Origin of the sequence: Mycobacterium sp. D16Q13 (assembly GCF_002013375.1) — a bacterium.
In the GTDB taxonomy this organism is placed as follows: Bacteria; Actinomycetota; Actinomycetes; order Mycobacteriales; family Mycobacteriaceae; genus Mycobacterium.
Genome location: NZ_MAEW01000003.1, coordinates 282,491 through 304,626 on the forward strand (window position 1 = coordinate 282,491; position 22,136 = coordinate 304,626).

Annotated in this window: 23 protein-coding genes; 9 read left to right on the plus strand and 14 right to left on the minus strand. The window is 66.3% G+C overall.

Features of this window, described 5'->3' with window-relative positions; translation table 11 throughout:
• Positions 1 to 67 precede the first annotated feature (67 nt).
• Entirely contained in the window at positions 68 to 1,306 is a 1,239-nt protein-coding gene (locus B4400_RS04160; RefSeq protein ID WP_078308082.1) for an MFS transporter, read from the plus strand.
• Here B4400_RS04160 and B4400_RS04165 read toward each other — a convergent pair.
• From B4400_RS04165 to B4400_RS04185, 5 genes are read right to left on the minus strand one after another with little or no spacing between them, the layout of a single operon-like run.
• Complete coding sequence (locus B4400_RS04165) at positions 1,195 to 2,748, minus strand: radical SAM protein (RefSeq protein ID WP_078308526.1); 1,554 nt, start codon at positions 2,746 to 2,748, stop codon at positions 1,195 to 1,197. The two genes, B4400_RS04160 and B4400_RS04165, sit on opposite strands and share 112 nt — an antisense overlap.
• Before the next feature lie 11 nt (positions 2,749 to 2,759).
• Complete coding sequence (locus B4400_RS04170; protein WP_078308080.1) at positions 2,760 to 3,251, minus strand: hypothetical protein; 492 nt, start codon at positions 3,249 to 3,251, stop codon at positions 2,760 to 2,762.
• Positions 3,248 to 3,583 (minus strand): hypothetical protein, encoded by a 336-nt coding sequence (locus B4400_RS04175; protein ID WP_078308078.1) that lies wholly within the window; start codon positions 3,581 to 3,583, stop codon positions 3,248 to 3,250. Before B4400_RS04175 ends, B4400_RS04170 begins: the two co-directional genes overlap by 4 nt.
• Positions 3,580 to 4,356 (minus strand): prolipoprotein diacylglyceryl transferase, encoded by a 777-nt coding sequence (locus B4400_RS04180; RefSeq protein WP_078308076.1) that lies wholly within the window; start codon positions 4,354 to 4,356, stop codon positions 3,580 to 3,582. Before B4400_RS04180 ends, B4400_RS04175 begins: the two co-directional genes overlap by 4 nt.
• Before the next feature lie 59 nt (positions 4,357 to 4,415).
• Positions 4,416 to 5,507 carry a UDP-N-acetylmuramate dehydrogenase gene (locus tag B4400_RS04185; RefSeq protein ID WP_078308074.1) on the minus strand — a complete coding sequence of 364 codons (1,092 nt, stop codon included), beginning with the start codon at positions 5,505 to 5,507 and terminating at the stop codon, positions 4,416 to 4,418.
• Positions 5,508 to 5,533: 26 nt separating this feature from the next.
• On the opposite strand from B4400_RS04185, the gene B4400_RS04190 reads away from it, so the two are divergent.
• Positions 5,534 to 6,037, plus strand: a complete 504-nt coding sequence (locus B4400_RS04190; RefSeq protein WP_078308072.1) for a DUF2505 domain-containing protein — start codon at positions 5,534 to 5,536, stop codon at positions 6,035 to 6,037.
• Positions 6,038 to 6,047: 10 nt separating this feature from the next.
• Positions 6,048 to 6,563, plus strand: coding sequence for a DUF2505 domain-containing protein (locus B4400_RS04195; RefSeq protein ID WP_078308070.1), 516 nt, complete (start codon positions 6,048 to 6,050; stop codon positions 6,561 to 6,563).
• Positions 6,564 to 6,572: 9 nt separating this feature from the next.
• Here B4400_RS04195 and B4400_RS04200 read toward each other — a convergent pair whose 3' ends face one another.
• The 3 genes from B4400_RS04200 to B4400_RS04210 form a co-directional block, all read right to left on the minus strand.
• Complete coding sequence (locus B4400_RS04200; protein ID WP_078308068.1) at positions 6,573 to 8,024, minus strand: amidase; 1,452 nt, start codon at positions 8,022 to 8,024, stop codon at positions 6,573 to 6,575.
• Between the two features lie 94 nt (positions 8,025 to 8,118).
• Complete coding sequence (locus tag B4400_RS04205; protein WP_078308066.1) at positions 8,119 to 9,198, minus strand: hypothetical protein; 1,080 nt, start codon at positions 9,196 to 9,198, stop codon at positions 8,119 to 8,121.
• A complete protein-coding gene (locus tag B4400_RS04210) occupies positions 9,195 to 10,523 on the minus strand; it encodes a hypothetical protein (RefSeq protein ID WP_078308525.1) in 1,329 nt (442 codons plus the stop codon). The genes B4400_RS04205 and B4400_RS04210 overlap by 4 nt, the downstream gene beginning before the upstream one ends.
• Positions 10,524 to 10,591: 68 nt before the next feature.
• On the opposite strand from B4400_RS04210, the gene B4400_RS04215 reads away from it, so the two are divergent.
• Positions 10,592 to 11,029 (plus strand): hypothetical protein, encoded by a 438-nt coding sequence (locus B4400_RS04215; RefSeq protein ID WP_078314626.1) that lies wholly within the window; start codon positions 10,592 to 10,594, stop codon positions 11,027 to 11,029.
• A 1-nt stretch (position 11,030) separates the two neighbouring features.
• On the opposite strand, the gene B4400_RS04220 is transcribed toward B4400_RS04215, so the two are convergent.
• Genes B4400_RS04220 through B4400_RS04230 form a run of 3 tightly spaced genes read right to left on the minus strand, consistent with a single transcriptional unit; the run spans position 11,031 to position 14,430 of the window.
• Positions 11,031 to 12,233, minus strand: a complete 1,203-nt coding sequence (locus B4400_RS04220; RefSeq protein ID WP_139361251.1) for a CHAT domain-containing protein — start codon at positions 12,231 to 12,233, stop codon at positions 11,031 to 11,033.
• Positions 12,230 to 13,915 (minus strand): hypothetical protein, encoded by a 1,686-nt coding sequence (locus B4400_RS04225; protein ID WP_078308524.1) that lies wholly within the window; start codon positions 13,913 to 13,915, stop codon positions 12,230 to 12,232. The genes B4400_RS04220 and B4400_RS04225 overlap by 4 nt, the downstream gene beginning before the upstream one ends.
• 56 nt (positions 13,916 to 13,971) lie before the next feature.
• The gene (locus B4400_RS04230; protein WP_078308523.1) at positions 13,972 to 14,430 is read right to left on the minus strand and encodes a lipoprotein LpqH; all 459 of its coding nucleotides are present in this window, start codon (positions 14,428 to 14,430) and stop codon (positions 13,972 to 13,974) included.
• 128 nt (positions 14,431 to 14,558) lie between these two features.
• On the opposite strand from B4400_RS04230, the gene B4400_RS04235 reads away from it, so the two are divergent.
• The 3 genes from B4400_RS04235 to B4400_RS04245 are packed head-to-tail and all read left to right on the plus strand — an operon-like array spanning position 14,559 to position 17,091.
• A complete protein-coding gene (locus B4400_RS04235; RefSeq protein ID WP_078308062.1) occupies positions 14,559 to 15,347 on the plus strand; it encodes an SAM-dependent methyltransferase in 789 nt (262 codons plus the stop codon).
• Positions 15,348 to 15,357: 10 nt separating this feature from the next.
• A complete protein-coding gene (locus B4400_RS04240; protein WP_078308060.1) occupies positions 15,358 to 16,146 on the plus strand; it encodes a carbon-nitrogen hydrolase family protein in 789 nt (262 codons plus the stop codon).
• A gap of 15 nt (positions 16,147 to 16,161) precedes the next feature.
• Complete coding sequence (locus B4400_RS04245; protein WP_078308058.1) at positions 16,162 to 17,091, plus strand: LmeA family phospholipid-binding protein; 930 nt, start codon at positions 16,162 to 16,164, stop codon at positions 17,089 to 17,091.
• On the opposite strand, the gene deoC is transcribed toward B4400_RS04245, so the two are convergent.
• On the minus strand, positions 17,088 to 17,780 hold the full coding sequence (deoC, locus tag B4400_RS04250; protein WP_078308522.1) for a deoxyribose-phosphate aldolase: 693 nt from the start codon (positions 17,778 to 17,780) through the stop codon (positions 17,088 to 17,090). The two genes, B4400_RS04245 and deoC, sit on opposite strands and share 4 nt — an antisense overlap.
• An 18-nt stretch (positions 17,781 to 17,798) precedes the next feature.
• On the opposite strand from deoC, the gene B4400_RS04255 reads away from it, so the two are divergent.
• Both B4400_RS04255 and B4400_RS04260 read left to right on the plus strand, forming a co-directional pair.
• Positions 17,799 to 18,617, plus strand: a complete 819-nt coding sequence (locus B4400_RS04255; RefSeq protein WP_078308056.1) for an isocitrate lyase/PEP mutase family protein — start codon at positions 17,799 to 17,801, stop codon at positions 18,615 to 18,617.
• Positions 18,618 to 18,688: 71 nt separating this feature from the next.
• Complete coding sequence (locus B4400_RS04260; RefSeq protein ID WP_078308053.1) at positions 18,689 to 19,303, plus strand: GNAT family N-acetyltransferase; 615 nt, start codon at positions 18,689 to 18,691, stop codon at positions 19,301 to 19,303.
• Here the strand turns inward: B4400_RS04260 and B4400_RS04265 are convergent.
• Both B4400_RS04265 and mbtM read right to left on the minus strand, forming a co-directional pair.
• Complete coding sequence (locus B4400_RS04265) at positions 19,300 to 20,475, minus strand: acyl-CoA dehydrogenase family protein (RefSeq protein WP_078308051.1); 1,176 nt, start codon at positions 20,473 to 20,475, stop codon at positions 19,300 to 19,302. The genes B4400_RS04260 and B4400_RS04265 overlap by 4 nt on opposite strands.
• Entirely contained in the window at positions 20,472 to 22,118 is a 1,647-nt protein-coding gene (mbtM, locus tag B4400_RS04270; protein ID WP_078308049.1) for a long-chain-fatty acid--ACP ligase MbtM, read from the minus strand. Before mbtM ends, B4400_RS04265 begins: the two co-directional genes overlap by 4 nt.
• Positions 22,119 to 22,136: the final 18 nt, after the last annotated feature.

Genomic DNA, 22,136 nt, shown 5'->3' on the forward strand with positions numbered 1-22,136 from the left:
AATATGCAACCATTCATGCCAGGCTCAAATGGTTGCGAAGTGAAACCAACTCTACCGAGGGGCGCGCGTGCTGACCAGACCCGTCATCGTGTTGTTCTCGATCGCCTGCGGCCTCGCGGTGGCGACCATCTACTTCTCACAGCCGCTGCTGGACACCATCGGGGCACAATTCTCCATGCCCACAGCACAAGTCGGCATCGTGCTAACCCTCACCCAGGTTGGGTACGCCATCGGCCTACTGCTGATCGTGCCCCTTGGCGATACCGTCAACCAACGTCGGCTCATCGTCGGGCAGACCGTTCTGCTGGGTGTATCTCTGCTGGCCACAGCGATATCGCCCAACCCGTGGACGTTCCTGCTCAGCGTCACCGCCGTCGGCGCACTCGCGGTGGTGACGCAGGTGATGGTCACCTACACGGCGGTACACGCCGAGCCAGAGCGGCAGGGATGGGCCGTCGGCGTGGTCACCGGCGGCATCATCAGCGGTATTCTTCTGGCGCGCACGGTATCCGGCGCCCTGTCCGACCTGTTCGGCTGGCGAGCGGTGTATCTGGTGGCCGCCATTGCCGCCGTAGCGACCGCAGCGATTTTGACGCGCGCGCTGCCGCACTCCACCCGCTCGCCCCAGGGGCTGCCCTACGGACAACTGGTCGCCTCCACGCTGCGACTCCTGCGCGACGTGCCGGTGTTGCGCTCGCGGGCCATCATCGCGATGCTCATCTTCGCCGCCATCACCGTCCTGTTGACGCCCATGGTGTTACCGCTCACCTCTGGCCCATACCACTTGTCGCATACCGAAGTCGGGCTGTTCGGGCTAGCCGGGGCGGCGGGCGCGCTGGGTGCGTTCAAGGCCGGATCATGGTGCGACAGGGGCTGGGCCAATCGGGTTACCGGCGTGGGCCTGTCGCTGATGCTGGCCGCATGGGCATTCGCAGCGACCCTGCGCTGGACCCTGCTCGGCCTGACCATCGCAGTCGCGATCATCGATTTCGGGCTGCAGTCGGTACACGTGGCGAATCAGAGCCTCATCTACCGGCTGGATACCGAACTCCACGGCCGGCTCACCGCCGCCTACATGACGTTCTATTCGATCGGCAGCGCTGTCGGCGCCATCGTGTCGACCTGGGTGTACGCGACCCACGGTTGGGGCGGCGTCTGCCTGCTGGGTGCCGCGATCAGCCTTGGCGCACTGTGCTATTGGATCGGGAGCAGCACCAGCTCTGGCGTGGTGGCCGCCGCGGACACCGACAACCGCTGCCGGGAAAGTGCCGGCCATGCCTGCACGGCACAGAACGGCGCGCACTGATCCTGTGCGGCGTGCGTCGCGACATGCACGCAGCACTGGGTGAGCCGCTCCTCGATCATCGTCGACATATCCATGAACGGCTTGACGGTGATCCGCACTATGCGCTCTCCGAGCATGCGCCGCAGCTTCTCCCGGCGTCCCGGTAACGCCGAGGCGGCGAGCGTCATCAACGTGGAGATTCCCAAATCACAGCTGTCACAGATGGTCTTCCACACATCGCCGATCGTCGGATGCGACAGGGAGGATTGCTCGGAAAGCAGGCCCAACAGCGACTCCTTGACCGCCAGCCGCAGCTGCTGCGGAACCTCCTGATCGGCAATGCGATTGGATACCAATCCGAGGTTCTCCTTGAGACGATCGTGTCCGATAAGGGAGGTCAACGACCGCCACACTCCCGCATCATCGCGCAGCAGGTATCCCACCGAGCAACAGTGGGGATGCGAACACGGCAGGGCCGTCAAGTCGCGCCAGGTGACAACGTCACCCGTCTGCGGGCCAAGACGTTTCAGCACACCGGTATGGGTGAGCCGTTGCATGGGGTCGATCGCGCCTGCTCGGCCCGACCCGAACTGCGGCTGTATCGAGACACCACCCACGTAGGGCGTGTCGAAGGCGAGACCGATGACCGCGCCGATATCCGCGTCGTTGACTCCGAGCGCCGCAGTCATGACCAATGTCGTGAAGATCTCACTGTCCGAGAGACGTTGTACCGCCGCGGCTTTGATTCTCGTCAGATCGCCACCCCGATGATGCCGCGAAGCGTCGGCCGACGGACCGTCGTACTGGAGATAGACCTCTACGCGCTCACGGTGACGAGCCAGCAGCTCTAGCAGGGCATCATCGCGGGCAATGAGAACACCGTTGGTATTGATCAGGATTCGGGTGATCGGTCGAGCCATCAGCTCATCGAGCAGCCGGGCAAGCTCCGGGTACACAGTGGGTTCGCCACCGCTGAGCATCAAGACATCCAGTCGGCCGTTCTCCCGTGCAAGCCGCTGGTCGACATTGCTGAGCACCCGCTCCACCGGTACCACACCGTGCAAGTCCGGCGAGGAATCAGCAAAGCAGGTGGGGCAGCGCAGATTGCACGCCTCGGTGATGTCTGCCAGCAGGATGCACGTGTGCTGGGTTTGCATCTCGGGCAACCCGCGCAGATAAGCCATCGGGATGGGATCGAAGTTGCCCGGCACATCCGGTACATGGGTCTTGGTGGGTGCCGTCCATTCCTCCAGGTACTCAAGGATCTCAGCGTCCTCGTCGTACAGCGTGCGCACCAACCCATGCACGCGGCAGGCCCGTTCGAGCCACACCCGGTCGTCACGGTGGGCGAGCCAGCCCGAGAGCCGGGCCACCTCCGCGAGGGGGCGCTCCGGGTTCGCCTCGTGGCACTGCGGACAGAAAGCGTTGACGTACCGCAAGATGCGGTCCCCGCGCAGCCCCATACCCGCCACGTCTACTCCAATCCGTCCAACATCGAAAGACAGCCCACAATGAACCCCGTCATGATCGCCACGGTTGCCCAACCGATCATGAAGCCGATTCCCAGCCCGCGGACCCAGTCCCGGCCCCACACTGTCAACGCGAGCCCACCGCCCAAACCGATGACCGACATCACGACGGCCACCACGGTCGCCCGGGTATCGGGTGCGAACCCACCACTCATCGCGTTCTCCAGCACCAGAAAGGTTCCGAACGTCATCACCCAGAAGACGAAGACACCGACGAAGGTCATCCCCACCACCGCACCACCGCTGGATTTCGGCGGCGGCTGCCGATAGGGGTAGTAACCGGGCGGATACGGCGGATATCCGGGCGGCAGCGGATATCCGGGCGGCAGCGGATATCCGGGCGGCAGCGGATATCCGGCGGGACCGTACTGCTCCGGGCCATACGGGTATTGCTGAGGTTGCTCACCTTCGGGCGGCGGTTGCGGCGGGATGCTCATTGGTACAACACCGGATTCAGCCCCGTGCAGATTCCAACCGTGAGCATGGACACCAATGCCCAGCCGACCATCAGGCCCACACCCCAACCACGCTTGTCACGATCCCCCGTTCTGATGAGCACCGTGCCCACGCCGAAAGCGACCGCAATCCCTACCAGCGCAACAAATCCGGGCACCACCTCGAGGCCGGCACCGTACCTGTCGGCCAACGACCCGCCGATCATCAACGAGAGGAATCCAAACACCGCGTTGCCGAAAATGAAGGAGAGTGCACCGGCGACCATCGTCGCCCCACTCGTGCCGGGTTTGGGCTGTTCGGGTGGATAGCTCATGCCGTCACCACCTCGGCGCGGCGCTTGCGGAACATGCCCTGGTAATAGCCCGCACGGTTTCCGCGCCATAGCCTCCATGCGGCCAGAGTCATTCCTAGCAACAGAACCCATTGCGGACGAGTGAGATTCAGCCAAACTGTTTCGTTGGCGCGGGTGAACTCGACGAAGAACCGGAACACCGCGTACGCGGACACATAGAGCACGAAGAGCTCACCGGAATGTGTCACACGCGGACGCAGCCACCACCACAGCACGGCGAAGGCCACCACCTGGAAGGCGATCTCGTACAGGAAGGACGGATGCATGGCCACCCCGGCCAGGCACCCCGGACAGTTCGGTCGCGATGCCGGAGCGTGCACCCCCCACGGCAGCGAGGTCGGCCGGCCCGGGGCCTCGGTGAGGTGACATCCGATCCGGCCCACCGCCATACCCAACGCCACCGCGGGCGCGAACAGATCGCCGGTCTTAGCCTGGTATCCGATGAGCCGCTTGGCCACCAAGACGCCGACATATGCGCCCAACAGCCCGCCGATGATGCTGCGTGACCCGAACATCCACGCCTCGACAAGGCTGGGATTATGCGCCGGGTTGAGATGTTCGATCCAGCCCGAGAGTCGCATACCGATCGCACCGCCGACCAAGGCACCCGCCACCGCGATCAATGACTGCTCAGCGGGAGCACCCCTGCGACGTGCTTCGTAGGCGAAGACCACGGCAGCAACCAGCACTCCGAGCCCTACGAAGAGCCCGTGCACGCCAATTCCCAGCCCCATCGGCTCACTGTACGAGCCAGTACCGGGGATACGCAGCGCAAATGCGCGATTACCGGAAGTTACAGCGCGCAGCCCACCAGCACCGGCTCGGGGACCAGCCGGACACCGAAGGCGGCCAAGACCCCGTCGCGAACGGTACGCGCGAGCTCCAGTAGGTCGCCGGTACTCCCGCCCCCGCGATGAGTCAGTGCCAGTGCATGTTTCGTGGACACCCGCACCGAAGACTGCGCGCCCGGATACCCCTTGACAAAGCCGGACCGCTCCACCAGCCAGCCCGCCGAGAGTTTCACCCCGTCCGGGGCCGGATACTGCGGAATGGCGATATCGGGCCCGAGCCGTTCGTGGGCGCGTTCCCGAACGTTATCCAGATCACCTTCGGTAACAACAGGATTCGTAAAGAAGGAACCGACACTCCAGGTGTCGTGATCGGACTCGTCGAGCACCATGCCCTTGCCCCGCCGCAGGCCGAGCACCGCCTCACGCACCGCCAGCGCATCAGTGCGCGCCCCTCGATCCACCCCGAGCTCGTTGGCAAGCTCCGGGTACCGGATCGGAGAACTCAAACCGTCGGCGGATAAACCGAACTCAACCCCGAGTACCACCCGGGCATCGGTGCCCTTGAGAATGCTGGTGCGATAGCCGAACCCCAGCTCGCCGGGCTCGTACCATCGCACGTGGCCAGTCGCCCGATCCAGTACCTGTACGCGCCGCAGCAGCGCGGCCACCTCAACGCCGTAGGCACCCACGTTCTGCACCGGCGTGGCACCGGCGGTGCCCGGGATTCCCGAAAGACATTCCAGCCCCCCCAGACCGGCCCGCAGTGATAACGCCACAACCTCGTCCCAATTGGTCCCCGCGTCCGCGCGCAACAGCGGCCCGTCCACCGTCACACCGGCCGAGGCGATGTGCACCACCGTGAGGTCCGGAAGGTCGTCGGCCAAAACCAGATTCGAACCGCCCGCGAGCAACAGGACGGGATGGCCGTCCAGCGCGGCCAGCGCACCGGTCACCTGCGCACTGCTCTCGCACCGAATGAGCGTGGAGGCCACCGGCCCCAGCCGCAGGGTCGTCAACGAGGCAAGCGGAGCATCGTCGGTCACCACGGCGCCGAGATCCTCGATCTTCGCGCGCGTTGTTGGTGCCAAGCTCACGGGGGGTAACGGTAGCCTTGCCACCCATGGCACGCTCATTTGACCTGTCAGTGGAGTATTCGGCCAGCGTCGAACAGGTCCACGCGGCCCTCGCCGACGAGGACTACTGGAATGAACGTCTGGCCAGCTCCGGCGCCGACACCGCCACCCTGGATTCCCTGAAGTCCGACGGCGGCGCACTCGAAATCGTCACCACGCAAGTGCTGCGCAGCGACAGGCTGCCGGGCATCGTGTCGCAGTTTCACCGAGGCGACCTGCAGATCGTCCGCACCGAGAACTGGAGCGCCATCACCGATGGTGCGTCCGAGGGCACCGTGGTGGGCTCGATACCGGGCGCACCCGTCACCCTGTCCGGTGCCGCACGGCTGCACACCGGCGCCAAGGGCTCACGCCAGGACCTAAAGGTCAGCGTGGAGGTGAAGATCCCCCTGGTCGGAGGCAAGATCGAGGGCTTCATCGGCGGAAAACTCATGGACCTGTTATCTGCCGAACAGCGATTCACCTCGGAGTGGATCGCCACCCACGGCTAACCTGGGTCCGATGTCCAGGCGTTCGGTGTTCACCGTGAATTTTCCGGCTCCGGCCGAGAAGATCTACCAGGACTTCGCGAGCCGGGACTACTGGGAAACCCTGATGTCTGCGTATGGGTGGATCACACCGGTCTCGGAGATTCACACCCTGACGGTGACCGACCGCGGTATCGACGTGGTGGTCAAACAGAATCTGCCCCGCATGTATCTGCCGCCCATCGCGCAGAAGGTCATGCTCACCGACATGATCATCACCCGGACGCAGCATTTCGAGCCGTTCGATCAGGGCAAGGGATCCGCGATGGGCAGCTACGGGGCCTCAGTACTCGCCGGACCGGGCGCCTTCACCGGGGTGTGCAAGCTGTCCGATACCGATCAGGGCTCGCAGCTGAGACTCGCCAGCACGTGCAAGGTGTATATCCCGTTCATCGGGGGCAAGCTCGAAGACCTGATCCTGTACCACGTCAACGACCTGTTCCGTGTGGAAGAAGGTTTCATCGCTGACTGGATCTCGAAGCACCACTAGTTGCACGCACTATTTCGGAGCCTCGAACCCGCCAATCTTCTGCTCGAGCAGTTCGGCCATCCGCAGCGGGGTGCGGTCCTCGAACATGGGACCGATGAGCTGCACGCCCACGGGCAGGCCCGCCGCGGAGCGGCCCGCTGGTATCGCGGTGGCGGGCAGACCGGGCATGGTCGCCACGCCGGCCCAGACCAGCTGATTGACGAACGGGTACGCGATACCGTCGATGGTGACCTGCCGCGCTTGTAAATCCGGTTCGTGGTCGTGCGGGAAGGCGGGAGTGGGCGTGATCGGGCACACCACCACATCGAATTCGGCGAAGAGCTGCCGCCAGCTGTGGCGGTGAAGCTCGCGACGGTTGTTCGCCTCGATCCATTCGCGGTGACTAAACACCGGACCGCGTAACCACGCGGTATCGAAACCCCGGTCATCTGGATTCAGTGCGGCGGCGAGGATCCGCAGCTGCTCGTATCTCTCCACGGGATAGCCTGCCGCAAGATTCGAGGTGAGTAGCTCGGCATAGAGCGCTGCGGCGTCGGTCAGATCCGGCAGCAGCGGACTGTGCCGTTCGACGCGGGCGCCGCCGTCGACGAGCGCATCGGAGACGCGGTCAACGGCTGCCCGCACGGCGGATCCGGTGGGGATGAGTGGATGCTCGTCAAGAACCAGAACACGAAAGTCGCGGAGACGATCGTGGCGGGCCGGTGGTAGAGCGACGTCGAACCCGACGCCCAAGGTGAGCGGGTCCGGCCCTGCCATGACCTCCAGAAGCAGGGCGAGGTCGCGGGCCGTGCGCGCCATGGGGCCGACCACGCTCAGATCGCGGTCGGTAGGCAATGGTGGATTGGGCGGAGGAAGATGACCGCGATTCGCCACAAGTCCGAGTGTTGGCTTATGCGCGTAGACGCCGCAGAAATGAGCGGGTGTGCGCAGCGAACCGGCAATGTCTGAGCCAATGGACAGTGCGCCGAATCCGGACGCCAGTGCGGCGGCTGATCCACCCGAGGATCCGCCCGGCGTGCGAGCGTGATCCCACGGGTTGTTGGTAGTGCCGTAGATACCGTTGAAGCTCTGTAAGTCTTGAAGCATCAAGGGCACGTTGGTCTTTCCGAGCACGACGGCCCCGGCGGCCTTGATCCGCGATACCTGGACCGCGTCGTCGGTCGGCCTGTAGTTCTTGTGCTGGGGCATGCCCCAGGTCGTGGTCAGCCCCGCCACGTTGTAGGACTCTTTGACGGTCATCGGGATACCGAGCAGCGGCCGATCCTCGCCGCGAGCACGTGCCTGATCGGCATGGCGCGCCGCGGCCCGCGCACGATCGAAGTCCGGTACACAGATCGCGTTGATCACCGTGTCGTCCTGCTCGATACGGGCGATTGCCTCGTCGGTCAGTGCTACTGATGTGACCTCACCGGCGCGCAACGCGGCCGAGAGCCTCTCGGCCGACTCAAAACTCCACTCCATGATCTGACGTTATAGGCCTGCCGCCGAGGACATAAAACACCTTTGAGCGCAACAGGTTCGGTGCTCCCTCATGACGACGCCCCCGGCGCCGACATCAATAGTCCGATTCGGCGGCGAGCAGCTCGGCGAGGAACACGTCAGGGGCGGGGGCCGCGAGCCGGGCGCGTGCGAATGCCCGGACCCGATCGCGTAGCTCGCTCGACTCGGTGGCTTCTCCGGCGCCCACGCTGACCCGCGCCGCCGGCCAGTCGGCGTTCCAGGCTTGTGCCTCATCGGCGGGCCGACCGTCGGCGTCGAACACCGGCAGCAGCGCGCCCCCTTCGGCGTCCAACGCCCCGGCCGCATGAAACGCACCGCAAGACAACGAGACCGGAATACCCGCGGCTGATTCGGGGCCGGATAGCGCCGCCCGCAGCTGGGCCATTACCGTCGCGCCCTCGGCGACTACCCCCCACGCCAGATTGCGTTCGGCCGCGTCGAAGATCCCCGGTGGTACGTCCGACCAGGCGATGGTCACGTTCCCTGCGGCGATCACGCCCGAGGGGCTGGACTCGCCGTCCAGACCGGCCGCCAGCGCGTAGTCCTCGCGTCGCGCGGCCGTGGCGGCCGGTGCACCCCACTGGAGTCCAGCATCATCGGCCAGGTCACGACACCGTGCCACGAGCGCGTCCACGCGCGGGTCGCGATACGAGCCGAGCGCCGCACCGTGGGGCGCCAGCAGCTCAGCCACGTCGGCATCCAGGGTGTCGTCGGTGAAGTAGCCCTCGGCAGCCGCGGTCAGCACCGCGAGTTCAGCGTCGAGCACCGGCCGATCCAGCGCGACAATGCCGTCACGGCGACTCGCCGGCCACCATCGCCGCAGCCAATGTCCCAACGCCAGCCGCCGCAAGGAATCTGCCGACCCCGGCAGCACCGTCACCGACGGCAGCTCGATCACCTCGGCGGGATCGGGGTCGCGCAGCGCCTCGATGACCGCGACGTGCCCGGCCTCACCGAGCACCCTCCACATCCAGTCGGCTCGCGCCGCATCGGTGAAGCTGATCACCGGCAGATGCGACGGGTCGTCAATCGGCCAGGACAACACAGCCCCACTGACCTCGAGAAGCGCCACCGCGCCAACCGGGGCAGGTGCGGAACCTGTTGCCCACAAACCAGATTCATTGATCAGCTTCATGCCGTGGCCTGCAATTCCAGCATGGCCTTGATCCGCTGCCGGTGGTCCAGGCTCACCGAGCGGGCCACCCCCTCCAGCAGCGACCGAAGATCATCGACATCGCCGCAGGACTCCTGCCAGACATCGCGGCCATGCAACCTGGCCCACAGCCTGCTCACGTAGGGCCGCGCGAACGCCGCGAGGTCGTCGACAACCTGTCGCTGCCGGGGATGGATCGCCGCACCGTCGGCGAGATAGCGCCGGGCGTGCATCACGTAGGCCTCTTTCACGAGCCGGGCCTGGACGCGCCCGGACAGGTTGTAACGTGTCGTCACCGAATCACCCAGTGGCCGCAGGTCTGTCGCCATCTCAACGCCCGCCAGCAGGGCAGCTTGTTTGTCCTCGCTCATCAGCCCCCATGGGGCGCAGGCCCGGTCGACCTCCTCGGCGCACAGCAGCGGGACATCGGGCAGCTCGTCATGGTCCAGCGCCCGGCGCAGCGTGGCCCGCACCCGATCAACGACGCTGCGATCTAGCGGACGGTCGCCGTCGGTGTCTCCATCGATGGCCGGCGGCAGTTGCGGTTCAGCGGAACTCAATCCGATCTCGACAATGGACCACGGCAGCGTAGCGACCACGCCGTGCGCACTCGCGCCCAAGTTGTACGGGGTGGCATCGGCGATGAGTGCCGTCCAAACCCGTTGGCGTGCAGACATCTCACGGTGAGTACTGGCCTCGCCCAGGACCGTGGTAAGGCCCGTGAAGAACGGGCCGGTGATGGTGTCGTCCGGCCGCACATCGCGCCAGCTCCGGTCTCGCAATCTGGTGAGTCTGGCGACCACGTCGGGGTCATCGACATGGCGGTTGAGCACCTCGATCGCCGTACGGTCCCGATCACGGTGCAGATCGTGCAGAACCTCCGTTGCGGTGCGCTGATCCTCAACCTGCGGAACGCCTTTGGTGACAGCCAATTCGAAACACACCGGGAAGTAGAGCTCTTGAGCGTTACCCGTCGTAATGCGCTGTCTGCGCCGCTCGGCCTTGAGCATCACGAACCAGTCCGCCGTGGCCCGCAGCTGTGGACCATGTCCCACGATTTGAGCGTGCATGGCAGCGGCCACCTCGGGCCCCAGCACTGGAGCCGAGAAAGCCGCATTGCTCCGCAACCTCAGCACCAGAGGGTCCAGGATCCGTTTCACGGTCCGGCGCAGCGGCCCACCGTCGTCGGCACTGAGCACCTCGACACCGGGGCCGATAGCGCGCCAGGCCCGGTCGATCACGGCACGCCGCGGCACCGCCGACCGCACCGAGACGGCGGCCTCGGATGTTGCCGACCCGATGCTCACCGTCACAAGGGTAATCGCTTTCGGCCACCCGAAAGTTGGGTTCGGTAGCGGCGGGCCTGGTCGACGATATCGACATGACCACAGGACGATTTCCCACCATTACCAGGGTCTTCGGTGGATGCGCCGCGTTGCTGTCCGGCCGCCGGAACACCTCAGCACACTCGGACGCGGAGGCCGAAGAGCGGCTCGTCACGATCGAGGAATTCGCCGCCGAATTCGACCATGTACTGATCCGCAAGCGGCTGCTGACCGGGGCACAGCGCGCCGTGATCGACGGGGGCACCCGTTCTCGCGGGGTCGTCACCGGGTTGAGCGCCACCGGTTCGGGCCGCGAGATGCAACTGGACCTCATGGTGACCCGGCCGGACGGCCGCCAGTTCCCGGCACGCGAAACCGCGGTGATACCCACTTCCGCGCTGCCGAAGATGGCACCGGGCAGCGTGATCGACGCCTACTACCGGCCCGGAGATCACAGCATCATCGCGGTCTGGGTGTGTGCCGACTGACTCAGCGGGCACCGTCGACGGCGAAACTGACCACGGCCGCCCAATGCAGTGGAGTCGCCGCGCAGTCACCGTCGCGCCAGCGTCGCAACTGAACCCGCTGCCAGCGGTTCACCGCACGGCCCGCATCCTCGCCGCGGTGCGCCCGGTCGACCTCGGCGACCGTATCGGCCATGGGATCTTTTGCAGACAAGCCAAATTGACCGTAGGCCGCCGCAGTCGGCAACGACCACAGGGTCGCGGTGACCAGCTCCGCTCCCCCCAGGATCATCGCCGCGGCGAGCCCGGTTGCCTCATCGAAGCGGTAATCGCCTCCCGAGGAACAGGCCAGCAGCGCGACTCGCGGCGGGATCGAAAGCCGCGTAGCCATCATGTCGGCCGCGGTCAGCGGACGATCCTCGGCCAGGTGCAAGGCAGCCCGTTCAGCATGGCCCACGGTTCCCTCAGCCGCGCTGGCATGCCCGACGTAGAGCAGCCGGGCGGGGTGCTGCGCACACGCCCGCGCAAGCCAGTCGCGGTCGATATCGGTCCGGCGGAACAGTTCCACCGGCGCACCGACCGCGGGCAGCACCCGGTGATCGGCCATCAACTCGCCGAAATGGCGCGTCAGCGCGGCCTCCGGCGACGGGCGTCCCAGCACCGAGCCCAACGTCGAATCCGGTCGCTGCCCGGGGATCCGCGGATCCAGCAGGAGCACCACCGGACCGTTCTGGCGATCGCGCCACCGAGCCGGTGCACGCGGCGCATGCACGATGTTCGGCGGCACAGCCATCAACACGTCGGCCAGCTCCATCAATCGGACATCATCCGCACCCGGCATGGCCAGCTGCCCCCAGGGCACTCGCGCCAATCGCGGGCTGGGTGTCACGAACAACACCGCGCGCTCAGGTGACCCACCATCAGACAACGCAGACAACAGCGTCCAGCCGTCGGCTGCCACCAACGCGGACCCGAGCATGCGTGCCAGGTTCAATTCGGTCTCAACGCCGACGAAAGCCCCTGTGGTCAAGGCCCGTTCGATGGCCACGAGTGCGGTCTCGGCGCCAGAAGGATCCGGCAGCGCGGCATTGAGGGCAGCGCAGGCCGTTTCCAGCGCCTGCTGCTCGACGACCCAGGTGATGGTTCGCGACGGCTCCCCCACCACCCGCAGGCTGGCGTAGGTGGCTACGCCCACGTCGGCGAATCGCAGGACCAGGGTGTCGGTCATGGCCACGTCGACCATTCGTCGTCGGCGGCGGTTACCTCACGGCCGTATCGCTGCCAGGCCAGCTCCCGGTAATCGCTCATGATCTGGTCACCGGCGGGATCCATCCTCATCGGCGGCAGCGGCCCGAGACGGGTGAGCCCACCGTCCGCCTGCACCGGCGGTGCCGCGGCGACGAGCGCCAGGTCGCCGTCGACGGGAACCGCTGCGGTGGCCGTGGCCGCCCACGCTCCCGATGACGGACCTACCCGGGTATCGCCCAGCTCTGTAGTGAAAGCCCCTCGCGCGCTGTGGTATTCGATCAACTCACTGACCAGTTCGGCGTTATCCCATTCCTTCGCCACCGCGAACGCGCCCGCGAGCAGAGGCGCCGAGACACATCTGGCCCAGCGCATGCGCGCCCCCGCGTCAGGGATCGCGTAGCGCACCGCGTCGACCGCCAGCGCCGCCGGCACCTTGAGCTCGGCGGCCCGTTGGAGCTTGGACATCCCGCGCTGGTACTCGGGACTGTCCGCACCACCGGACATCACCCCGGTCGTGGGATCCAGGCCCAAGTCGGCGAGCGCGTCGGCACGCCAGATGTTGCCCAGCTGATCGTCGAGCCGGGCGTACTGCAACCAGCTGTGCCGCGGATAGGAATCCAATAGCTCCCTGGCCTGCGCCACCTTCGCGGCCGCTTCGGCAAAGTCACCACGGAGTATGGCAATCCAGCTGCGCTGTAACAAGATTCGATGAATATGCAGTGGCTTTTCGATCTCGCGCCAGTGCCGCTCGGCATGTCCCCAGCATTCATCGGCCTCGTCCAGTGCGTTCATCCGGAATCTGATCAGGCCGAAGTACAGCCAGCTGCGGGATACGTCGTGTGCCCGGACATGCTCGGCGATCGCCGGGTATGCCTGGTGGACCAGCGTCTGGGTTTCGGCGATATCGCCGTCTGCCCATCGGGCCGCGGCTCGTTCCAACTGCGCACGGGCGCAGGCCAGTTGCCAGCCCCGCGCCCCCGCGCGCGCCTCGGCCCGCCGCAGCCACGGTTCGGCGTCGTCGAGCCGGCCGGTCTCCACACAGAATCGGCCATACGAGAGCGCGCCATTGACAAACAGATGGTCGGACTCGGGGTCGCCCTCGCGCACATACTCCTCGAGTAGATCGAGAACCTCGGCCCATACCGGCACCGAGTCCGCGTACATGTCGTCGTCGCACAGGCCCCGGGCAATCAAGATCCTGGCGTAACAGATGAGACCGCGGTGTTCGGCGGCCAAATCCTCGAAATCCCCAGCAGTTTCGATCAGTGCTCGCAGGCTTGCCGCGGCCCCGTCGTGGTCACCATTCGCCGCGGCCAGTCCCGCCGCGAGGAACTCAGCGCGCCGGGTATAGCGGCAGATCAGGCGGTCGACCTCGCCATCGGACAGGGCGACCTGCGCGGCAAGATCAGGCCGCCGCCCCGAGCGGATGTCGGCATAGGCCGCCAGGCATTCACGGATCCGCCGTACACCCTCCACCACGCCGTCGTAGGCGGTGCGCACCAGGTAGATCTCGGCGAGTTGAGCCAAGACCTCGCACGCGAGGTCGTCACGGTCGGCCTCCTCGGCCTGAGTCAACAGCGACAGCAAAATCTCCTTGGCGGCCTCTTCCTTGGCCGCCAAGGCCAGGTGACGGGCCCGCTCCAGGTCGCCGATGATCGTCACCTTCGAATAGTAGGAAGCGGCGGGCGTGCTGTGCACGCCCGCCGCTTCTCGAGATGTCAGCCGCAGCTCACCTTGATGGTGAACGGCTTGGTGATCATCCCGGCCATCGGGTTCTTGACATCGGCACCGGAGGCCTCGCCGGTGATGGTGTACGTCTTCCCGTCGACCTTGACATCGGCCGAGCCAACGCTGGCCCCCATGCCGCTGCTGACCGCGAGTGCGGCACCGTCGTACACCAATCCCAGCGACTGCACCTTGGGCGGCGCCTCGTCGGTCATCACGACACCCAGACCCTGTTGGCCGCTGACGGCACCGCTGGCCACATTGATCTTGCCGCCCTGCTTGACGCAGGTCACGGACTTGAGGTCGAGGCCGGCCAGGTCCTTGCCGTCCACCTTGACCTCGGCATTGCTGCCCGGGCTCACCTGCGATCCGCCCGGCTTGTCGGTCGAGCAGCCGACCACCACCGCTCCGGCAGCGAGAAGTCCCATGGCGCCCACGATCACTCGATTCATCATCTGTCCCTTCGTCGTCCGTCGCCCCGATGGCTCCGTCATGGCTCAAGTGAAGGCGGGCAGCGGCACTACCGATCCCAAGAAATCCCGATTACCGCAGGCAGCGGTCGCCCAGGCACCATGGAGAAGTGGCACCCTCCCCTGCGTCCCGGCCGCACGGAACCATCACCCGTGGCACCACGGGCATCAACCGGCTGCGCCGTAGCGACCGCTGGCTGGTCCATCGCCCCGATGTGCAGACCGCGCTGGCCGATGCCGCCGATCCCCTGGTAGTGGACCTGGGATACGGCGCCATGCCCACCACCACCCTGGAGCTGGCCTCGCGGTTGCGGACAGTCCGGACAGACATCCGGGTGGTAGGGCTGGAGATCGATCCGGAACGGGTGGTGCCGCCACGCGACGGGGTCCATTTCGGTCTCGGCGGCTTCGAATTAGCAGGCCACACACCGGTTCTGGTGCGCGCCTTCAATGTGCTGCGTCAGTACCCGGAATCGGAGGTGGCGCAGGCCTGGGCCACGATGACGGCCCGGCTCGCACCCGGCGGGCTCATCATCGAGGGCACCTGCGACGAGCTGGGCCGCCGCTGCGCGTGGTTGCTGCTCGATGCGACCGGACCGCGAACCCTCACCCTGGCCTGCGACCCCTTCAACATCGAGAGACCATCCGACCTGGCCGAACGGCTACCGAAAGCCCTTATCCACCAAAATGTTCCGGGCCAACCCATTCACGATCTACTCACCGCCGCCGACCGCTCCTGGGCAGCGGCGGCCCCACACGGCGTGTTCGGGCCCCGAGTCCGCTGGCGCATGATGTTGAAATCACTGCGCGACAATGGCTTTCCCGTGGAACAACAGCGCAGACAGGTCCGTGACTGCATCTTGACGACACCGTGGGCGGCCGTGGCGCCACTGGCCTAGGCTGGAAGACATGCGGATAGTGTTGGCGCAGATCACCAGCAGTGCCGATCCCACCGAGAACCTGGCCACCGTCGCGGCCACGGTGCGGGATGCCGCCGCGCAGGGCGCCGCGTTGGTCGTCTTCCCGGAGGCGACCATGTGCCGGTTCGGTGTGCCCCTGCGCCCTGTCGCACAGCCCATCAACGGCCCGTGGGCCGACGGAGTCCGCACCATCGCCCACGACGCGGGCCTGACCGTCGTGGTCGGAATGTTCACCCCCTCCTCCGACGGCCGTGTCCACAACACGCTGCTGGCCACCGGCCCCGGCGTGGACACGCACTACAACAAGATCCATCTCTACGACGCGTTCGGCTTCCGCGAATCGGCCACCGTCGCGCCCGGGGACAAGCCGGTGCTCATCACGGTCGACGGAGTGAGCGTCGGGCTGACCACGTGCTACGACATCCGCTTCCCCGGCCTGTACACCGACCTGGCACATCGCGGCGCACAGGTGATCACCGTCAGCGCCTCCTGGGCCGCCGGAACCGGGAAATGGGATCAGTGGACGCTGCTGGCACGGGCGCGGGCGGCCGACTCGACATGCTTCATCGCCGCCGCCGACCAAGCCCTGCCCGCTCTGGAGACGCCCGCCAACGGTTCCCCGACGGGGATCGGCGGAAGCCTGCTGGCCTCACCCACCGGCGAACTCATTGCCCAGGCCGGTCCGGAGCCGGAGCTCATCGTGGCGGATTTGAACCTGGACGCGGTCGCCGAGACCCGCAAGATCTTGCCCGTCCTTAACCCGTCCTCAGCCGAGTAAGGCACAATCGCGCGGGTGACGACACCGCCTCAGCCGCCGCTCGGCCCACCCGGATCGACACCTTCCGAGCCTTCGCCGTGGCAACCGCCGTCCCAGCAGGTGCCGTCCCCGCACCAAGAGCAGCCGCCGACCCTGCAGAACCCGGTGGCTCCGCCCCCCGTCGAGCCCCCGCCCTCAGACGCGCCGCCGCAACCTGCCGAGCCCAAGAAGGGCCGCGACTACAGGTCGCTGGTACTCATCGCCGTCATCGTTGTCGCCGTATTTGTGGCCGCCGTCCTCGGCATCGAGCTCTACGCTCGCCAGCGGACCAGCAGTGAGGTGAATGCCGCCACGTCATGCCTGGTGCAGGACGGCGCGACCGCATCCTTCGGCCCGATGCCCCTCGTCGTGCAATACCTCGGCAATCACATCGACAAGCTCACGATCAAGACCGCGGGTAATCAGATCGCACAGGCCAAGAAGATGTCCGTCGCCATCACGGTCCGCGACATCTCGCTGAAGAAGACGGCCGACTCGCTCGGCACCATCGGACGCCTCGACGTCGAGGTGTCCTGGCCGACCGCCGGCATCACCGAGAGCGCGCGTGACCTCGTGCCGGGAATGCTCGGCTCGTTGGTGGGAGATGCCACCACCAACGAATCCACCGGCGAGGTGACGCTGAGCGCGGCCGGCGGGTTGGCACAGATCACCACCAAGCCCGTCATCAAGGACGGCATGGTGACGCTGCAATCTGAGAACGTGTCCGCGTTCATCGGCCTGCCCCGCGAGATCATCCAGCCGGCGCTCGACACCTTCTCCAAGGGGCTCGTCGGCGGCGCGTACCCGATGGGGCTCAAGGCCCAAGAGGTCAAGGTCACCAACGACGGGATCACGGTCAAACTGTCGAGCACCAACCAGCCCATGAAACCGGTGGAGAATCCCTGCCTGCAGAACCTCTCGTTCTAAAGCAGGAACCCGTCCAGCACGGTCCGACTGCTCGACAGGCCTAGCCGGGTCGCACCGGCATCGAGCATGGCCGCGGCATCCTGTGCCGTCCGGATTCCGCCGCTGGCCTTGACCTCGAGCCGACCGCCGACGGTCTCTGCCATGATGCGCACGGCCTGCACGGTAGCTCCTCCCGATGGGTGAAACCCGGTGGAGGTCTTCACAAAATCGGCCCCGGCAGCCTCGCTCACCCGGCAAGCCTCACGGATCGCCCCCGCACCGGAATGCTCCAGCAGAGCCGCGGACTCGATGATGACCTTGAGCGTCGCGGCCGGGACCGCCCGCCGGACCGCCTCGATATCAGCCTGTACCGCCGTGAAATCACCTGCCACCGCGGCACCCACGTCGATCACCATGTCGATCTCGGTCGCACCTGCGGCTGCCGCGAGGGCGGCCTCGTGCGCCTTGACGGACGAAAGATGTTTTCCCGACGGGAATCCCGCCACCGCCGCGACAATCAGCCCGGGAGCATCGACCGGGAGCATCGACGGCGAAACGCATACCGCGAGCACCCCGAGGTCGATGGCCTCCGCGATAAGGGCCTGCACGTCTCCGGGCGTTGCTTCAGGCTTGAGCAGCGTGTGGTCGATGCGCGCGGCAACCTCCCCGCGAGTGGGCCAAACCGCCGGTGTGCCTACCGAATCCGTCATGGGCGTAGCGTCCCACACATGACCTCCCAGCATGAGCGTGCGGTCGTGTTCTCGGCCCTTCATCAGTCCGGGATGTTCGTGGTCCCCAACCCGTGGGACGCCGGGTCGGCCCGCATCCTCACCGGCTGCGGCTTCCCCGCGCTGGCCACCACCAGCGCCGGATTGGCGTTCGCGCTCGGACGGCATGACGGCGCCAATCTGGTCAGCCAGGCCGAGACGCTGGCCAATGCTTCGCAGATCGCGGCCGCCACCCATCTGCCGGTCTCGGCCGACCTGGAGAACGGCGGCCCCACCATCGGGGACATCGCCATGACCATCCGCGAGGCGGCGGCCTCGGGGCTGGTGGGCGGATCGATCGAGGATGCCACCGGGATTCCCGGCGCGCCGATCTTCTCGCTTGCCGAAGCGGTGGACCGCATTACGGCGGCGGTGCATACGGTGCGCGATTTACCGTTCCCCTTCACGCTGACGGCGCGGGCCGAGAACTTCCTCTACGGCAGGCCGGACCTGTCTGACACCATCACCCGGCTGACCGCATACGCCGAGGCCGGCGCCGATGTGGTGTACGCGCCGGGCCTGCCCGATGCCGACGCCGTCCGCGCCGTCTGCGCGGCAGTCGATCGCCCGGTCAATGTGCTCGCCACGGGGTTCGTGCTGAATCACTCGGTGGAGGAGATCGCGCAATGGGGTGTGCGCAGGGTCAGCCTCGGATCCGCGATGGCACGCGCCGCACTGGGGGCGTTCGTCGACGGGGCCCGGGAGATCGCGCAGCACGGCACCTTTGGATTCGTGACCCGCGCTATTCCCTATGCGGAAGCCAATGCCCTGTTTCCGTGAACCTTTCGGTGCACGTGATTTCTTGCCCGGGCCGCGCTGCAGCCGCAATTGGATAGCCTATCCTTATCTACATGGAACGCCCCTGGCCAGTGCTCTACCGCCATGTCGCACCCGACCCCTCGGTGCCCGCACCTCCGGAACCGAAGCTCGTCAGCCCGTTCGGTGTGAGGCTTGTGGACCCGGATAGCGAAGACACTGCGCTGATTGCGCGATGGATGCGCCAACCGGCGCTGGTCAACGGCTGGGAGCAAGACTGGCCGGATGAGCGCTGGTACGACCAGCTCAAGGCCCAGGTTGAGAGCACCTATTCGCACCCGTACCTGGTGCTGTTCCGGGACGAGCCCGTGGGCTACCTGGAGTTTTATCGGGCAGCTCAGGATTCGATCGGCGAAAAGTACGCCGCCGACCCCTACGACCTGGGAATACACGGCGCCATCGCCAACCAGGCCATGGCCAGCAAGGGCTTCATGGTCATGATCCTGCCCAAGCTCATCAAGAGCTTCTTCGAGCTGGAGCCGCAATGTAAGCGGGTCATGTTCGACCCCGAATTCCAGAACTTCGAGACTCGCAGGGTCTTTGAGCACATCGGCTGCACCTTCCTGGGCGAACATCAGATGCCCAACCGCCGGATGGCGCTGTACACCACCGCGCGCACCCCGGCGGATGTACCCGCCCCGCTGGCCTAGACGCCCAGGGAGCGGTAGCCCTCGATATCGGGTTTCAGCGTGGCGGCGACGAACTCCCAGAGAGTCTCGTCGGTACCGCCGCCCACCCGGGCCAGCTTCATATCGCGCCACCAGCGGCCGACTGGAGTCTCGTCGGTCAGGTATCCCGAACCGCCAAAGATGTGCAGGCACTCGGAGAGCACCTCTTCGCCGAGCCGGGCGGCGGTGACCTTCGCCGCGGCCGCGGTACGCAGGTTCATCTGCCCCGTCGCGGCGATGCCCTCAAGCGAATAGCGCATCATGTCGACCCGGGACTGCAGATCCGCAACACGTAAGCGCAACGCCTGGTGCCCCAGCAGGGTGCTGCCGAACTGCACCCGCTCCGTCATGCGGGCAAGGGTGATCCCGAGAGCCTTCTCGCAGAGCGCCACCACCTGAGCAGCGATGCCGAGCCGCTCATGCGACAGCCCCCAGCTGATCGCGGCGAGCCCCGCGCCGGGGCGGGCGATCAGTGCGTCGGCAGGAACCCACGTGTCGATATCGATGGGCGCGGTATCGAGCGGTCCCGCGCTGAGCTTCCGGTACCGCTCATGCACCACCACCTGGACGGTGGGCACCAGCAGCAACATCACATTGCCGTGCTTGCTGGCGGCATCGTCGTCGGCGCCGCGGGCGACGACGACGATGTGATCCGAAATCGGGCCGAGCGAGACGAACTTCTTGCTGCCGCGCACGTGGTAGCCGCCGTCGACGCTGCGGACCAAGGTCTCCGAAATCTGGAGATCGGAGCCGCCGGCCTCTTCGGAGGCGCCGATGCACAGCACGGCCTCACCGCGGATCGCCTGCTCGGTGATCTCACGCAGGTAATCGGTTCTACCGAACCGGCGCAAGATGGAAATCGCTGAGTCGTGCAAGCTCGCGCCAATGCTGATTCCGATCGAACCGAGCCCACCCAGTGCGAAGCCCAGCGAGACCAGCTTCGCGACGTCGGGCAGCGCCCCGGACGACCACTTGTCGGCCAGCACACCGGTACTACCGAAGCGCTCGATCAGCGCACGGGGGAATCGCTCGGTCTTCTCGGCTTCGTCCACCCATGACGTCACCTCGTCATCGATGACTGAACTCAGCAGCGCGCGAAAACCTTCGATAGACAGCGGAGCCACGGTCTGGCTCTCCGGGCCGGCCAGGGTCATCGCAGACCTCCACCGGTCTCGATAAGACGCTTGACCTCGAGACGCCGCAGCTTGCCCGACGTCGTAATCGGCAGATCGCCCGGGGGCACAAACACGATTTCGGAGGGCACGACCCCGCAGTCGGCGGTAACGCGCTGCACTACCTGCCTGCGCGCCGCCTCGAAGTCGGTGCCTTTGTACTCGACGGCCAGTGCGAGCCTCGGGCGGACGCCGCCTTCATCGAGTCCCACGGCCGCGACTCTGCCTGCCCGCACCCCTTCGACCGACGCGGCTGCCCGCTCGACATCGATGGGATACACATTGCGCCCGGCAAGGACGATGAGTTCCTTGAAGCGGCCCACGATGACCAGGTCGCCGTCATGGAAGTAGCCCAAATCGCCGGTGTTGAACCACTCGTTCCTGTCGATGGCCGCGTTACCCAGATATCCGTTCATCATGCAGGCGCCCTTGATTTCGACCTGCCCGACTTCCCGGCCGCTGATCGCCGGTACCTCGCGCGCGGCGGGTACCACCCGGACCTCCATCCCATCGAACGCCGAGCCGACCAATGCGTATCTGCGGGGGGCCTGACCGCCATCCGGGGTCGCGACGAGCACGTCGTCGGATCTCGCTCCCACACCGGGACGGGTCATGGTCACAACACACGTCCCTTCCGCCAGACCCCAGGCCGCCACCGCCGCGCCTGGAGAGAAACCATGGGGAGTCGCCGCCGTGAGGAACCGCTCGAAACCGTCGCAGTTGATCAGCTCGGCAGCGCTGACCGCCGCGCGCAGCTTGCCGAGGTCGACGCCGCGGTCAATCTTGTCGACGTACCGGCCAATGATGTCGTACGCGAAGTTCGGCGCCATCAGATATGTCGCGCCACTCTCGGTGAGCCAGTCCAACCACCTGATCGGCGAGGCGGCAAAGGCGCTATTGGGCGCCAGCCACAGCGGCATACCCGTCCAGAACGAAGCCAGCAGGGTGATGAGGCCCATATCGTGGTACAGCGGCAACCAGCTGCACGTCAGGTCTTCCCCGGTCAGCTCGGCCCGGCGCACCATGGCACTGACATTGCTCATGACGGCTCCCCGGGACAGGACAGCGGTCTTGGGTGTGCCGGTGGAACCGGAAGAGTTCTGGAGGACGGCGGCCGTGGTCTCATCGCCGGTCTGGACGGGCGTGAACGCCTGTGGACGGGGGCGCGCTCCGATCTGCGCCACATCCTCGATCCGGATGCTGGACTCCACCGCACGCAACTGCTCCAGCTCACGACCGTTGCTGTAGATCGTGCGCACACCGATCGCCGCGCAGCGTTCCAAGGTCGTATGCGCCCAGCGGTCCAGATCTGCCCCACGCACCAGGCCGGGGAAGAACGACACACTCGTTCCCGCCAGCCATGCACCCTGCACGCTCGCCACCAAGTCGACGGTGGGACTGCCGATCAGACCCAGTGCCCCGACCGGTCCGTGTGCGTTGTCGAGCAGGTCTACGGCGACGGTCTCCGCTCGCGCATGCACCTCGGCCCAGGGGAACCGATGCCATTCGCGGGTTGCGCCATCCATGACCACCAAGTCGGCGGACGAGGTCAGCATCGCCTGGGAAACCTTCTCCGCCAATGCATTGCCCTGCACTGCGGGCACGTTCGTTGTGGAACTGGTCATGGTTCTCTCGCCCTTCCC

Excerpts from the sequence above, each read along its gene's own strand:
- B4400_RS04165 (WP_078308526.1), bottom strand. The coding sequence starts at position 2,748 with ATGGGGCTGCGCGGGGACCGCATCTTGCGGTACGTCAACGCTTTCTGT.
- B4400_RS04170 (WP_078308080.1), bottom strand. The coding sequence starts at position 3,251 with ATGAGCATCCCGCCGCAACCGCCGCCCGAAGGTGAGCAACCTCAGCAA.
- B4400_RS04175 (WP_078308078.1), bottom strand. The coding sequence starts at position 3,583 with ATGAGCTATCCACCCGAACAGCCCAAACCCGGCACGAGTGGGGCGACG.
- B4400_RS04180 (WP_078308076.1), bottom strand. The coding sequence starts at position 4,356 with ATGGGGCTGGGAATTGGCGTGCACGGGCTCTTCGTAGGGCTCGGAGTG.
- B4400_RS04190 (WP_078308072.1), top strand. The coding sequence starts at position 5,534 with ATGGCACGCTCATTTGACCTGTCAGTGGAGTATTCGGCCAGCGTCGAA.
- B4400_RS04195 (WP_078308070.1), top strand. The coding sequence starts at position 6,048 with ATGTCCAGGCGTTCGGTGTTCACCGTGAATTTTCCGGCTCCGGCCGAG.
- B4400_RS04200 (WP_078308068.1), bottom strand. The coding sequence starts at position 8,024 with ATGGAGTGGAGTTTTGAGTCGGCCGAGAGGCTCTCGGCCGCGTTGCGC.
- B4400_RS04205 (WP_078308066.1), bottom strand. The coding sequence starts at position 9,198 with ATGAAGCTGATCAATGAATCTGGTTTGTGGGCAACAGGTTCCGCACCT.
- B4400_RS04220 (WP_139361251.1), bottom strand. The coding sequence starts at position 12,233 with ATGACCGACACCCTGGTCCTGCGATTCGCCGACGTGGGCGTAGCCACC.
- B4400_RS04230 (WP_078308523.1), bottom strand. The coding sequence starts at position 14,430 with ATGAATCGAGTGATCGTGGGCGCCATGGGACTTCTCGCTGCCGGAGCG.
- B4400_RS04240 (WP_078308060.1), top strand. The coding sequence starts at position 15,358 with ATGCGGATAGTGTTGGCGCAGATCACCAGCAGTGCCGATCCCACCGAG.
- deoC (WP_078308522.1), bottom strand. The coding sequence starts at position 17,780 with ATGACGGATTCGGTAGGCACACCGGCGGTTTGGCCCACTCGCGGGGAG.
- B4400_RS04255 (WP_078308056.1), top strand. The coding sequence starts at position 17,799 with ATGACCTCCCAGCATGAGCGTGCGGTCGTGTTCTCGGCCCTTCATCAG.
- B4400_RS04260 (WP_078308053.1), top strand. The coding sequence starts at position 18,689 with ATGGAACGCCCCTGGCCAGTGCTCTACCGCCATGTCGCACCCGACCCC.
- B4400_RS04265 (WP_078308051.1), bottom strand. The coding sequence starts at position 20,475 with ATGACCCTGGCCGGCCCGGAGAGCCAGACCGTGGCTCCGCTGTCTATC.
- mbtM (WP_078308049.1), bottom strand. The coding sequence starts at position 22,118 with ATGACCAGTTCCACAACGAACGTGCCCGCAGTGCAGGGCAATGCATTG.